We start from the raw sequence: 12,808 nt of genomic DNA, 5'->3' as shown, positions 1-12,808 counted from the left end.
CACCGTTTAGTTTTGGTCATTTGCCCTATTCAAGCGTTCAATCAGGCCCGTGGCGTCGATTTCGCCGACGACTCGCACATTTTGCAGCTCTTCGCCGTTTTTTGCGAAAAACAGCAGCGCGGGAGGACCGAATAGCTTGTAGCGGTCGAGCAGGGCACGTTGCTCTGCGTTGCTGTCGGTCATGTCGAAGCGAACCAGACTGTAACCCGATAACCCGGCAACGACCCCAGGATCGGGGAGAACTTCGTGCTCGATGACCTTGCAACTGATGCACCAGTCGGCATACCAGTCGAGCAACAGCGGTTTGCCTGCGCTTTGCGCTTCCTGCATCACACGGTCCAGTTCGGCCGAGGTGGTGATCGTCTGCCACTGGTTCGAGGTTGATGCGACTGCCGGGCTGTTTGCCGTGGCGTATTCGCGGCCCAGCGGACGCATCGGGTCGGTTTGCCCGGACAGCGCGCCATACCAGCTGGCCAGTGCGTAAACCAACAGCGCCAGCCCCAGCAGTTGAGCGAGCTTTTGCCGAGTGGTCTTTTCAGTGAACTCCAGTGCGCCGAGAAACAGCGCAACGCCCGCAGACAGCAGGCCGACCAGCAGCAAGGTGATCTGCCCCGGCAGGACGCGGCTCAGCAAGCCGATGGCCAGTGCCAGCAGCAGCACACCGATTGCATTTTTCACCGTGACCAGCCAAGGCCCGCTTTTCGGCAGCCATGCAGCACCACCGGTGGCTATCAACAGCAATGGCGCGCCCATGCCCAGGCCCAGCGCGAACAGTTTCAACCCGCCACCAACAGCATCGCCGCTGGCGCTGATGTACAGCAACGCACCGGCCAGCGGTGCGGAAACACAGGGGGAGACCAGCAGGCTGGAAACCACGCCCAGCACTGCTGCGCCCCAGAGTGATCCGCCTTCGGTCTTGCCAGCGATACGGTCCAGACGAGAACTGATCGACTGCGGCAGACGCAGCTCGAAAGCGCCAAACATGGCGATGGCGAAGATCACGAAAAACGCCGAAAACGGCACCAGCACCCAGGCCGATTGCAGGCGTGCCTGCAGATTCAGACTCGCGCCAAACATACCCATCAGCGCGCCAAGCAAGGCAAAACAGGCCGCCATCGGCAGTACGTAAGCCAGTGACAGGCTAAGGCCGCGCAGGCCGCCAACCTTGCCGCGTAGCACCACGCCGGACAGAATCGGCAGCATGGGCAGTACACAGGGGGTGAAGGTCAGGCCTACGCCTGCGAGGAAAAACAGCGCCAGTTCTTTCCAGCTCCAGGCGGCTGCGGTGGCTGCTGTAGTGGCGGATGCCGAGGCGGCCGGGCTGGCGGCCACATCGCCAATGTTCAAACGCTCGGTTTCAGGCGGATAGCACAGGCCCTTGTCGGCGCAGCCCTGATAGGTGACAGCGAGCGTGAAGGGGCGTTGTTCACCGGGTTTGCGTGGCAGGTCGATGTCGAGAATGCCGTGATAGACCTCGACATCGCCAAAGTATTCGTCGTGTTTCTGTTCGCCCTTGGGCAGTTGCGCTTCGCCCAGGCCGATATCAGCAGGCTCGGTGCGAAACTGGAAACGATGGCGATACAGATAATAGCCATCGGTGGCGACCAGCCTCAGCTTGATCGATTCTGGTGTGGTTTCGATCAGGCTCAGCTGAAAAGCCTGACGCACTGGCAGGAAATCCTTGCTGTTATCCAGCGAGCCGCCGCCCAGGGTTGACGACGGGCGGCTGTCCAGTAGACCGGCACCGGAGGCGGGCAGGGCCAGGATCAATAACATCAGGCATAACAAACGGCGCATGGCAGTCTCGAATCTCGAAAGTCCGCGCATGATAGCGGAGTGTTTCGCGGCCTGCTGACAGGAGGTTTGTAAGGTGTGGTGTCATTCAGGTAACAGAACCGCCCCGCGAGGCTATTTTCTACCCGCTGAAAACTTGCCGCCAGCCTCCTGTTCGTAGTACTCGGGGATTTTGTACTTATAGGTTTCCAGCCAGCGTTGCAGGCTCAGGTCACGCTCGGCGGCGGTATTGATTTGTGGCGTCGGCGATGCAGCCTTGCCGCTGGCTTGCAGTTGCAGCCAGGTTTCAGTCTGTTTCTGCGCGTAAGGTGATTGCTCGTCGCTCGCAGCCCAGGCGCTGCTGACGATAAACAGGGTGAAAATGCTGCCGACGAGTGCGCCTTTCATGGTTGTGCTCCTGTTGTACTGGCGGACGCGAGTGGTGTGGCCCGGGTTTTTCCGATTTTTTCGGCTCGCGCCTGGGCCTCGGTGATCTGCTCGGGTGTCAAACCGGCGCGGGAGGCCAGTTCGGCGGCTTGCGTCCATTTGTTCTGGTAGATCAGCAAGGTGGCCAGATTGATTGCCGCCAGCGGATCGGACTGTTTGAGCTCCATGGCGGTCAGAAACTGGAAGCGCGCCTGCTCCAGTTTCAACTGGTTAAGATAGACAACGCCCAGGTCGTTGCGGATTTTTTCGTCAGTCGGTTGCAGTTTGCTGGCCATGAGCAGATGTTGCTGGGCCAGCACGTTGTCGCCACGCGCCGCAGCCAGTTGTCCCAGCCCATGCTCACCCTCGGCTGCCAGACAGGTGCCCAGCAGGCTGCGATACAGCGGCTCGGCTTCGTTGCTGCCCAACAGCCGCAATACCCGCGCCTTGCGCAGGCGAACCTCACCAAGGCTGTCCGGCAGGCTCTCCAGATTGGCGAGGCTGGCGTGCAGGCGGCCCTCATCTGCCATGTTCTGAGCCAGGTTCAGGGAGAACTCCTGATCCGATGTCAGTTTGGGGCACTGGCCGGGCTGAGCCGTGGCCTGCGTCCAGAGCGTGCGACCGTCACTGGTACATCCGTTCAGTAACAGCAGCCCGATTAGAGCGATCACTGATTTCATTGCAATGCGTCCTTTCGTGCATTGTTAGCACTGGAGCTTAACTGCCCAGTGCGCGGCTTATGGCGATAAACCCGGGCCCCGCCAGTACGATCAGCAGGGCCGGAAACAGAAAAACCATCATGACCACCGACATTTTTGCCGACAGTTTGGAAATATATTCCTGCAGGCGGGTCAGGCGTCGGTCGTCAATCAGTTGCTTGAGCGTGAGCAGAGACTTCAGGGCACCGCCGCCCTGATGAATCAACTGATTGAGGATCACGCACGTGTCACTCAATTCATCGACGGCCAGCAAGGCCGCGGTTTTTCGCAGTTCTTCGCCCAGTTCCAGGCCAGAGTCGACCCGTATCAGCACCACGCGAATTTCCTCGGACAGCACCGGCAGCAGGTCTTTACCCTCAATACTCAGCACGCGCAGCGCTTGCTCGACTGCCATGCCGGACTCGAACAGGATGCGCAGCAACGGGATAAACGTAGAAATTTCCACCACCACTTGTTTCTGGCGGCGCTGAGCGACGGCCGCAAGAATCCGTTTGGGCAGCAGATAACCGATTCCCAAGGCAAATACCGGTGCTATGAGCGGCTGCTCGACGCCTTTGAAAAGCAGCAGTTGGGCCACAATGACCACGACCATCATGCCGAGCGGAACGCCGACCTGGCACGCGGCAAACAATGAGCGTTTGCTGGCGCGCCGCCAGCCGATTCGATTGAGCAACATCTGGGTTTCCGAGTCCAGGCTGATGCTGCGCTGGCCAACGCGGGTATCGCCGAGCAATCGCAACAGGCTGCCGATGCGGCTTTCGCGAATCACCTGGCCCCTCAATCGTCTTGCCACCAAACGTTCGTTGCGGCGTTGCCGAGCCATGCCGGACAGCAGCAGAAATGCGGCAGCGGCGAGCATCAAGGCAGCGAGTAACAATTCCATCTCAAATGCTCCTCAGCATGCGCCACAGCACCACACACCCTGTTGCCTGTAGAACGAAGGCCATGCTCAATAGGATCTTTCCGCTGTCATCGTTCCACATATGCAACAGATAGCTGGGGTTCACGGTCAGAAAGTAACCGGCCATGCCGACTGGCAGCAGCGCCAGCACTAGCGCTGTCATGCGGGTTTCACCGGTCATTGCGCGCAATTGGCGACCGGCCTGTTCCCGGTCACGAATCAGCTTGATCAGGTTTTCCATCAGCTCGCTGGCATTGCCGCCATATCGATGATTGACCCGCAAGCCAAGGGCAAACAGATGAAACTCGTCGCGCTCATACAGCTCGGCGAAATCCCTCGCGGCATCCGGCAGGCTGACGCCCAGTTGTACGTTACGCTCGATACGGCTCATGCCGTCCTTGAGTGGCTGATCCGTTGCTTCGATGCCGTGCAGCACCGCGTCGGCCAGGGTTCTGCCTGATTTAAGGCTGCGTACGGTGTGGTCGAGGAGTTGCGGCAATTGCTGGATCATGCGGCGCACACGAACCTCATAGCGCCACGACACGAATAGGCGTAGCGTCAGTGGCACCGCCAGCAGCACGCGACCGCGCCGATGCCGCCGCCCAGTCCGTAGCCGATCAGAATCAACAAGGCATAGAGCGACAATGCCAGGCCCATGCGCTCGGTCGGTTGACCCAGCCCTGCCCGCAAAAAGGCCCGATCCAGGTAGGTCCATCCAGCCTTTTCGACCACTGGCTGAACCTGTCCGGCGGTCAGACGCTGCCTGACCCGTTCACTGGCACCCTGATTGAGCGCGAGGTAGAACATGCGAATGGACGCAGTCAGCAGCAGCAAGGAGATCAGGCCGAGTACCAGTGATGCATTCATTGCGCCGCCTCCCTGAGCACGTCAGTAGCCTGGCCGTAGCTTGTCGCCTGCGGCGTGTGCAGCTTCGCGCATGAAGCCGACCCCGGTGCGGCGATCAAGGCGGAACAATGTATTGGTGACATAGATGTCATCGCGTATGCCGACCACTTCCACCACTTCGCTGACACAGCGTCGACCATCAGGCAGGCGTGCCAGCTGGATAATCACATCCAGCGCTGCGCAGACCATCTGGCGCAGGGTCTTTTCCGGGATCAGTCGCCCGGTCAGGCCAACCAGTGTTTCCAGGCGCAGCAGAGCATCCTGAGCATTGTTGGCGTGAACCGTACTCATGGAACCGTCGTGGCCGGTGTTCATTGCCGTCAATACGTCGAGCACTTCAACACCACGGATCTCGCCAAGGATGATGCGGTCCGGGCGCATCCGCAGCGAGTTGCGAATCAGGTCGCTGGCGCGCACCTCGCCATGCCCCTCGGCATTGGGCGGGCGGGTTTCCAGACGCACCACGTGCGGGTGGCTGAGCTGAAGCTCGGCAACGTCCTCGATAGTGACCAGGCGCTGGTTGCTGTCGATCAACTGGCTCAGAACGTTGAGCATGGTGGTCTTGCCTGTGCCGGTACCGCCGCTGACGAGGATGTTGCAGCGCTTGCCGACCGCTTCCTGAAAAAACTCGAAAATGGATTGATCAATGGTTTGCATGGCCACCAGATCTGCGCTCTTGAGCATGTCCTTGCGAAATTTCCGGATCGACAGGCAAGGGCCGTCCAGCGCAATCGGCGGGATGATGGCATTGACCCGGCTGCCGTCGGGCAGGCGCGCATCGACCATGGGCGAAGATTCATCCAGGCGCCGCCCGAGTGGCGCGAGGATGCGCTGCATCACGCGCTCGACGTGGTGTGAGTCGATAAAGCGCAGGTCGGTGTGGTGCAGCACACCATCGCGTTCGACAAACACCTTGCCCGGCCCGTTGACCAGAATTTCCGTGACCGACGTGTCGCGCAGCAACACTTCAAGCGGGCCGAAACCGGTCAGCTCATCGACCAGCTCTTCGGCCAGTCGCTCCATTTCGTAGCGCGAAATAGCCAGCCGCAATCGCGCGACGTATTCGGCCACCTTGTCGATGACAAATTGCGCCAGCGCCGGTCGTGAGCCTTCGAGCAGGTTTTTGCCGCTTTCTTCGATGCCATCGATGATGTAACGGTGCAGCACCAGTTTCAGGCCTTGGCCGTCATCTGCCTGCCCGCTGCCACGCGACGAGATGCCAAACAGTTTTTCCGCCATTACCTGTTCCCCCACAGTCGAGCGAGCCAGCCCTGATCGGGTTTATCGTGAGCCTCGGCATTGCGTGCCAGATGCTCGCCAAGCCGACGCAGCCCGGAACACAACGCGTCGCGTGAGGCCAGCTCGAACAGCGTCACTCCCTGGTTTTTGGCGTTGAGGCGCAGCTCTGGTGCCAGCGGCAATACGGCCTGCACCGGCAGGCCGAAGGTCTTGGCCACGGTTTCCGAATTGGGTGCGACCGAGCGCTGATAGCGATCAATCAGCAGGCTGGCGTGTTGCATTCTCATGCCTTTCTCACGCCAGTTATTAAGCACCGTCAGGTTACGTCGACAGCCCAGTACGCTCTGGTCGGCGTACCACAGCAACTGATCGCAATGGCTGACCAGCGAGCGCAGTGCCTCGCTGTCCGGCTGGCCCACGAGGTTCACGACCACATGTTGAAAATGCTGGCGCAGGGCGCTGAGCAGCATATAAAGCTCCGCTGCGCTGGACTGCTCCAGATGATCGTCGGCTTCGCTGTACGCCAGAATGCGCAGACCACTTTCACTGGTGGTGAACGCACTGTCGATCAGCGTTGCATCGAGCCTGCGCAAGTGGCGCAGGGCATCGCCAAAGCTGAATGTGGATTCAAGGCCGAGCATCAGCAGGCTGTCGCCGCGCGGCAGGCCGAGGTCCAGCAGCAGCGTGCGTTGCCCGGTCTTGTGCACCACCATCGCCAGGTGCGTCGCGATCAAGGCTCCGTCGTCATCGCCTTGCGCGCCATACAGCACTGACAGGCCGCTCATGTTCGGGTTGGGCGTCACGGCAGGCAAGCGCTTGCTCAAACGTCTGACCAGGCCGGCGACCTCGCTCGAACGAGAGCCGTAAGCGACGAAATCCCGCGCCCCGGCACGCATCGCGTTGAGCACCAGCTGGTTATCCATACCGTCGCCAAGCGCGACGATGGCCAGCATCGGCTTGGCCTCCAGCGCACTCTCGATCAGGGCGCTCTGGGTCATCAGATGCTCACGGTCCAGCCCGACGAACACCACGCTGGCAAAGGTCACGTCCACCAGAGCGAGCAGATCGTCGAGGCTGCCGGTGCCTGCGCTGACCACCTGGCCCAGTGAGCCAAGGGCACTCTGCAGCCATTCCAGATCAGTATTGTTTCGAGTGATTGCCAGGAAGGTCTGGCTCAGGCTCTGGCTCATTTGGATAACCCGTCGCGGCGGTCGAAGTCGCCGTTTTCCAGAAAATACAGGCGCGGAAAGCTTGGGTCGTAGGTGCGCAGCCCCTCACCCGGCAGCGAGGGCAATTGCGCGTTGGCGGCCAGCGGTTGAACCAAGTGCGGGGTGACGATCATCAGCAGTTCGCGTTCATCGCGCTGGATTTGCGAGTTGCGGAAAAACGCGCCGAGAATGGGGATGTCACCCAGACCGGGAAATTTGCCTACCGAGCCGACGTTGCTGGAGCTGATCAGCCCACTGACCACAAAGCTTTCTCCGTCGGCAAGCGCGATACTGGTGTCGGTACGCCGGATGTTGAGCGCTGGCACGTTTGTGCCAGCGATAGTGATACCGGCAGAGAAATCCAGTTCGCTGACTTCCGGGGCAACTTTTAGCAGGATTCGGTCACGACCCACTACTGTCGGCGTCAGGGTCAGGCGTACGCCAAACTCCTTGTACTCGATGGAAATACCATTGCTCTCGCCATTGGGCACAGGCACCGGGAACTCGCCACCGGCCAGAAAGCTTGCACTTTGCCCATTGAGCGCAACAAGGCTGGGTCGTGCCAGGGTGTAGGCGTAGCCGCTGTTTTCCATGGCATTGAGCATGCCCAGCACCTTGCTGCTGCCACCTCCCCAGACAATATTGAAATTGCTGTTGTTCAGCGGAATGCTCGGCCTTGTGCCACTCACCGTACCGGGGGTGACGTTGACGCCGGGAACCGTGCCAGGCGCGCCGAACAGAAAGTTGTTCGAGCCCTTGCCGAATATCGAGGTACTGGCCTCCTTGAGTTTGGTGCGGCTGACTTCGATAAAGCGGATGTCGGTCTGCACCTGGCTGGGTAACTCGGAATCAGCAGATGGCGCAGGGACGGTCTCTACCATCGACGCCGTGGCCCGACCGCGCACGAACACCATGCTCTGGCGCGGAGCGGTGGCGCAGGCGGTCCAGACCATCAGGCTGGTGGTGCCCTGCGCAACGCCGGTCAACAGAAAGCCATCGGTGCCGTTGACATGCACATCGGCGATTTTCGGGTCGCCCACGGCAATGCGGGTGATGGCCACAGGTGAGCGCACTTCCTGCTGAATGCCTTGATCGATTTCCACCGCCGCTGGCATTGCAGCAAGTCCTGCACAACTGCCGGAAGCGGCCCAGGCTGATTGTGCAGACAGCGCCGCCAAGGCTAACGCCAGCAGCCGGGGTTTTATTACTGGCACGGAACAACAGCTCATCAAATGCAATCCTTGCTCAATCAGGGAGTTTGTTGCGTGATCTGGTTACCGCGTATGACCTCGACTGCGCGAGGCGTGCGAGTGGCTGCGCCCTGTGTCGGCGAGTTGGCCGGGCCCAGGCTCAATTGTCTGAAGCTGACCAGTTGGCGGTTGGCAGAGTCCAGTCGTTCGGCGGCATCACGGCTACCGGCTTCGCTCGCCCAGTAATTCTGAAGGTTGCCCTCGTCGGCGCTGCGCACGGCCAGACGCAGGACACCGGTTTGCGACGCCAGCATCAGCCGTGCCAGCAAGGCTTCCGGTACCGCGACGGTGACGGTTCGCGCGTTGATCCGCAGCTGTTCCTGTTTAAGGCGTTCGTCAGCGTTGATGTCCTGCACCGGCTTGCCGTTGCGATCCGGGCCGAGCAGCCCGCCAACCCCGAGAACTCGCAGGGCGGGTACGACCACCTGGCTGGAGCGATTCAGGTTGCTGGTGTCCTCGGGCAGGTAAAGCAGCACATCCACATAGTCGCCTGGGCTGAGCTGCCCGGATGCGCCAATCACCTCGTCAACCTGCAACGCCAGCGCTCGTTCATGAGGGCGAATCATCCGCGCCAGTGTGCCGCCTGCTTCAAAACTGTTCTCGCTAAGCCAGGTTCCGGCCGTCAGTGTTCGCCAAGTGCTGCGGCCCACCAGTTTGTCGATGTGCTCGAAACTTCCAGGCGGAGCGACCTTGAGGCGCTCTACGGTCAGGTCTTCAGCCGTGATGGGGGTATAGGCCGGTACGTCCCGGGCCAAAACCACTACGTTGTGGCGCAGCGCATCCTCGACGGGCGGAGTCGGGGGCGTTTGGGGCGATATTTCGGTGGCGTCAGGCACCGTGGGCGGCGTGACAACTGCAGGTGCCTCGGCCGGTTTGCTGACGGCGATTCCCAGATAACCGGCAATCAACGCTCCCAGCAAAAACAGGACAGCAAGCACCATGGTAATGCGACTGCTCATGGCAACGTTCCCTTTGTCATTGCAGGACAACTTCAAACCGGTGCGACAACTTCGCAATGTGGCGCGGCGGACGACGTTCCCGTCCGTTATGTGACGTTAGCTCAAGACACTCAGAATGCCATTGTGCTTCGGTATAAAAATGCTGTTGCGTGAACAACATAGCGTTTGACCACGCCAGACGCAGGGGATGGCCAGTCTTATAACTTTCCGGTTAATGCTTTATTGAGATTGTGGGTTTACGTATTGGAGACAATGCTGTGCAGGCAGACGGTTTCGCATGTGATACGCATGTTCGCGCCTAGAAGGCACAAGGAGAAATGAGATGTCCCTTACACGGCTATACGTAGGTACCTATATCCGGGTTAAATCCTTTATCAAAGACCGTGAAGCTGCTTCGGGTATAGAGTACGCCTTGATCGCAGCGATGGTTGCAGTGGCTATCGTCGCTTTTGTTCCCACGATAAGCGGCAGGATCACTGCAATGTTTACAACTATTCAGAATGCGTTGTGAGTTGAGCACAGATGGAGATATGTCAGTAGATAGCCTTTTTCAACAGGAGTAATCTGGATATCCTGATCGCATTTATTCACGTTTAAAGGTGTCAAAATGGCTGTCCATCCTACCCGCCAACAGTTGCTGTTGGTTGATGACGAAGAGGACGCGAACGAGGAGCTTGCAGAACTGCTCGAAGGCGAGGGGTTCTGCTGTTTCACGGCGTCGTCCGTGAAAATGGCCCTGCACCAGCTGACAGCCCATCCGGATATCGCGCTGGTGATTACCGATCTGCGGATGCCGGAGGAAAGCGGTATCCAGCTGATCCGCCACCTGCGCGAGCACACGTCGCGTCAACACCTGCCTGTCATCGTGACCTCAGGGCACGCCGACATGGACGACGTCAGCGATCTGTTGCGCCTGCACGTGCTGGACCTGTTCCGCAAACCCATCTACCACGTTCGTCTGCTGGAAACGCTCAACAACCTGTTCCCCGAGCCGAAAATCTTTCAGGTTCAGTGACCACAGCGTTTTCGTAACCTTCACTCCACCACGCTGAATTCAACCCTCGCGGTCTGGCCGCTTTCGTCCAGCACGCTTAATTGATAACGGCCCGGTTTGCTAAGGGTCGGGGTGAAGTCTTGCCGGGTGTCGGTGTCCGCCAGTGGCACGCCGTCAATGAACCACCAGCGATGTCCGCTGCCGCCCAGGGCCGAGAGTCTGAGGCGCAGCGCCTGACGGCTGCTCGCTGGCAGGCGCAGGTTATCGCCTTCGCGCACGCCGACGATGCTAAGCGGCGGTGCCAGGTTGAGGTTCTGTGGCGGGCAGTCCGGATCGGCGGGTGGCAGGCGGGCTTCGCGTCGTTCAGCCCTGGGCAGCCAGGGTTCCAGAGGGGCAGGCCAAAGCGCGATGTCCTGCGCTTGAGCGTCCGGGCAACCGGCCGCCACGCGTAACCCCTTGGCGTTGATCCAGACACGTTCCTGCAAGCCAAGGCCGAGCGGCTGATCGGCCGCCTGCAAGGTTGGCGGCGTGGTGCCGTCCAGTGTCCAGGCGAAGCGCTGGCGACGGCAGTTCGGGTCGCTTTTGCTCATCGGTTGACCCAGCGGCCAGCAGATCGCTGCCACGCCGACATTCAGCGGCACCGGTTGCACCGGCGCAGCGATCCCGCGCTGGCTGTCGCGATTGACCAGCACATCATGAACCTGAAGCATCAGTGGCGCTGCCGACGCCAGCCCGAACTGCCCCGGCACCGGTGTGCCGTCCGGGCGACCGATCCATACCCCGACCAGAAAACGCGGTCCCACACCAATCGCCCAGGCATCGCGGAAGCCATAGCTGGTGCCGGTCTTCCAGGCCAGTTGCGGGCGCTGCACCAGCTCGGCGTGCGGGTCTATGTCCGGACGCGACTGGCCGCTGAGGATGCGCCGGATGATCCATGCGGCCCCTGGCGACATCATCCGCCGTTCGCGCAATCGGTCCTGCGGTTGCAATCGAACATCGGCGCTTCGCCCGCCACGAGCGAAGGCGCTGTATCCCGTCACCAAATCCTCCAGCCGACTGCCCGCACCTCCCAGAATCAGCGCCAGATTCGGCTCGGCCAGCGGCGGCAGGGTCAGCGGTACGCCGCCATTGCGCAGTTCGGCGGCGAAGCGCTTCGGTCCATAGACCTCCAGTAACTGTACGGCAGGCAGGTTGAGCGACATCGACAGCGCCGAACTGGCCGCGACCGGCCCGCCGAAACCGGTCGAAAAGTTGCCCGGCCGGTAGTCGCCATAGCGACGCGGGACGTCCTGCATCAGTGATTCGGAGTGGATCAGCCCGGCATCCATTGCCATGCCGTACAGGAATGGCTTGAGGGTGGAGCCGGGCGAACGCAGCGCCGTCACCATGTCCACATGCCCGAAGCGTTTGGCGTCGTTGATGTCCACTGAACCCACATAAGCGCGCACGGCCATGTTTTCTGCCTCGACTACCAGAATCGCTGCCGAGGTCCGTTCCGGAAGGCGCGCGCGCCAGCCCATCAGCAGGTCTTCCATGCGCCGTTGCAGTGAGGCATCCAGCGTGGTGCGGATCAGCGGCGGACTATTGGGGCGATTAAGGCGTCTGGCCAGCAGCGGCGCAAGGCTCGGTTCCTGTCGCGGTGCCAGCCATAACGGCTCTTCCAGAGCCTCGTCCACGCTCGCTTGCGGCCACACCTGAAACTCGGCGAGACGCCTCAGGACCTTGTCGCGGGCAGCTTGCGCCCGTTGTGGATGACGGTCCGGCCGCAGCCGACTGGGTGCCTGTGGCAGCACCGCGAGCAATGCAGCCTCTGCGCGAGTCAGATTGTGTGGGGATTTGCCCAGATACGCCCAACTGGCGGCCGCCACCCCTTGCAACGTGCCGCCAAATGGCGCGCGATTGAGGTACAGGCTGAGGATTTCATCCTTGGACAGGTGCCACTCAAGCTGCAAGGTGCGCCACAACTGGCGAAACTTTCCGGATAACGTACGCGAGTGCGGGTCGAGTAGCCGCGCCACCTGCATTGACAGCGTACTGCCACCGGATACCACGCGCGCGCCACTGAGGTTTTGCCAGGTGGCGCGCACCAGCGCCAGCGGGTTTACGCCAGGATGGCTGTAGAACCAGCGGTCTTCGTAGGTCAGCAGTGCTTCAAGGTAATAAGGCGAAACCTGCTCGTTGCTGACCGGATAGCGCCACACGCCATTGGCATCGGCAAAGCGCCACAGCGGTGTGCCGTCCTCGGCCAGCACGACGCGGGCCAGATCGTCTTTGGGCAGTGGCAACGGCCACAGGCGATCCGCCAGCCAAAGCAGGGCGATCAGCAGCATGATCGCGCCTGCCAGCCACTTGAGTTTTTGCCGCAGACGCAGAAGAAATTCAGGTTTCAACGCAAAGAGCCTTTATGATCCACGGAACCTGACACGCCTTGCG

Annotated in this window: 11 protein-coding genes and 1 pseudogene; 2 read left to right on the top strand and 10 right to left on the bottom strand. The window is 60.7% G+C overall.

Annotated features, from left to right (window positions below; genetic code table 11):
* Nucleotides 1-6: 6 nt before the first annotated feature.
* The 9 genes and pseudogenes from KP808_RS21970 to cpaB all read right to left on the bottom strand — a co-directional run bounded on the left by KP808_RS21970 (nucleotide 7) and on the right by cpaB (nucleotide 9,381).
* Nucleotides 7-1,797: a protein-disulfide reductase DsbD gene (locus KP808_RS21970; RefSeq protein WP_268257616.1), complete on the bottom strand. Its 1,791-nt coding sequence runs from the start codon at nucleotides 1,795-1,797 to the stop codon at nucleotides 7-9.
* A 111-nt stretch (nucleotides 1,798-1,908) separates the two neighbouring features.
* Nucleotides 1,909-2,181 carry a DUF3613 domain-containing protein gene (locus KP808_RS21965; protein ID WP_230016897.1) on the bottom strand — a complete coding sequence of 91 codons (273 nt, stop codon included), beginning with the start codon at nucleotides 2,179-2,181 and terminating at the stop codon, nucleotides 1,909-1,911.
* Nucleotides 2,178-2,879 (bottom strand): tetratricopeptide repeat protein, encoded by a 702-nt coding sequence (locus tag KP808_RS21960; RefSeq protein WP_230016895.1) that lies wholly within the window; start codon nucleotides 2,877-2,879, stop codon nucleotides 2,178-2,180. Before KP808_RS21960 ends, KP808_RS21965 begins: the two co-directional genes overlap by 4 nt.
* 37 nt (nucleotides 2,880-2,916) lie before the next feature.
* Nucleotides 2,917-3,801: a type II secretion system F family protein gene (locus tag KP808_RS21955; RefSeq protein ID WP_058402623.1), complete on the bottom strand. Its 885-nt coding sequence runs from the start codon at nucleotides 3,799-3,801 to the stop codon at nucleotides 2,917-2,919.
* Between the two features lies 1 nt (nucleotide 3,802).
* A pseudogene (locus tag KP808_RS21950) lies at nucleotides 3,803-4,686 on the bottom strand (type II secretion system F family protein).
* 21 nt (nucleotides 4,687-4,707) lie between these two features.
* On the bottom strand, nucleotides 4,708-5,964 hold the full coding sequence (locus KP808_RS21945; protein ID WP_005746717.1) for a CpaF family protein: 1,257 nt from the start codon (nucleotides 5,962-5,964) through the stop codon (nucleotides 4,708-4,710).
* Nucleotides 5,964-7,154, bottom strand: coding sequence for an AAA family ATPase (locus KP808_RS21940; protein WP_002555362.1), 1,191 nt, complete (start codon nucleotides 7,152-7,154; stop codon nucleotides 5,964-5,966). The genes KP808_RS21945 and KP808_RS21940 overlap by 1 nt, the downstream gene beginning before the upstream one ends.
* The gene (locus tag KP808_RS21935) at nucleotides 7,151-8,401 is read right to left on the bottom strand and encodes a type II and III secretion system protein family protein (RefSeq protein ID WP_058408671.1); all 1,251 of its coding nucleotides are present in this window, start codon (nucleotides 8,399-8,401) and stop codon (nucleotides 7,151-7,153) included. The genes KP808_RS21940 and KP808_RS21935 overlap by 4 nt, the downstream gene beginning before the upstream one ends.
* A gap of 20 nt (nucleotides 8,402-8,421) precedes the next feature.
* Nucleotides 8,422-9,381, bottom strand: coding sequence for a Flp pilus assembly protein CpaB (gene cpaB / locus KP808_RS21930; protein ID WP_219170292.1), 960 nt, complete (start codon nucleotides 9,379-9,381; stop codon nucleotides 8,422-8,424).
* 322 nt (nucleotides 9,382-9,703) lie between these two features.
* Between cpaB and KP808_RS21925 the strand changes: the two genes are divergently transcribed.
* Together KP808_RS21925 and KP808_RS21920 are read left to right on the top strand one after the other, a co-directional pair.
* Complete coding sequence (locus tag KP808_RS21925; protein ID WP_002555359.1) at nucleotides 9,704-9,892, top strand: Flp family type IVb pilin; 189 nt, start codon at nucleotides 9,704-9,706, stop codon at nucleotides 9,890-9,892.
* 96 nt (nucleotides 9,893-9,988) lie between these two features.
* The gene (locus tag KP808_RS21920; protein WP_002555358.1) at nucleotides 9,989-10,396 is read left to right on the top strand and encodes a response regulator; all 408 of its coding nucleotides are present in this window, start codon (nucleotides 9,989-9,991) and stop codon (nucleotides 10,394-10,396) included.
* Between the two features lie 20 nt (nucleotides 10,397-10,416).
* On the opposite strand, the gene pbpC is transcribed toward KP808_RS21920, so the two are convergent.
* Nucleotides 10,417-12,765, bottom strand: coding sequence for a peptidoglycan glycosyltransferase PbpC (gene pbpC / locus KP808_RS21915; RefSeq protein WP_230016894.1), 2,349 nt, complete (start codon nucleotides 12,763-12,765; stop codon nucleotides 10,417-10,419).
* Nucleotides 12,766-12,808: the final 43 nt, after the last annotated feature.

Origin of the sequence: Pseudomonas savastanoi (assembly GCF_020917325.1) — a bacterium.
Classification (GTDB): Bacteria; Pseudomonadota; Gammaproteobacteria; order Pseudomonadales; family Pseudomonadaceae; genus Aquipseudomonas; species Aquipseudomonas amygdali.
This window is presented reverse-complemented; position numbering and strand designations above follow the sequence as displayed.

Bases quoted from the DNA above. Each gene is read 5' to 3' on its own strand.
- cpaB (WP_219170292.1), bottom strand. From the start codon at position 9,381: ATGAGCAGTCGCATTACCATGGTGCTTGCTGTCCTGTTTTTGCTGGGA.
- KP808_RS21960 (WP_230016895.1), bottom strand. From the start codon at position 2,879: ATGAAATCAGTGATCGCTCTAATCGGGCTGCTGTTACTGAACGGATGT.
- KP808_RS21935 (WP_058408671.1), bottom strand. From the start codon at position 8,401: ATGAGCTGTTGTTCCGTGCCAGTAATAAAACCCCGGCTGCTGGCGTTA.
- KP808_RS21970 (WP_268257616.1), bottom strand. From the start codon at position 1,797: ATGCGCCGTTTGTTATGCCTGATGTTATTGATCCTGGCCCTGCCCGCC.
- KP808_RS21920 (WP_002555358.1), top strand. From the start codon at position 9,989: ATGGCTGTCCATCCTACCCGCCAACAGTTGCTGTTGGTTGATGACGAA.
- KP808_RS21940 (WP_002555362.1), bottom strand. From the start codon at position 7,154: ATGAGCCAGAGCCTGAGCCAGACCTTCCTGGCAATCACTCGAAACAAT.
- KP808_RS21945 (WP_005746717.1), bottom strand. From the start codon at position 5,964: ATGGCGGAAAAACTGTTTGGCATCTCGTCGCGTGGCAGCGGGCAGGCA.
- KP808_RS21965 (WP_230016897.1), bottom strand. From the start codon at position 2,181: ATGAAAGGCGCACTCGTCGGCAGCATTTTCACCCTGTTTATCGTCAGC.
- KP808_RS21925 (WP_002555359.1), top strand. From the start codon at position 9,704: ATGTCCCTTACACGGCTATACGTAGGTACCTATATCCGGGTTAAATCC.
- KP808_RS21955 (WP_058402623.1), bottom strand. From the start codon at position 3,801: ATGGAATTGTTACTCGCTGCCTTGATGCTCGCCGCTGCCGCATTTCTG.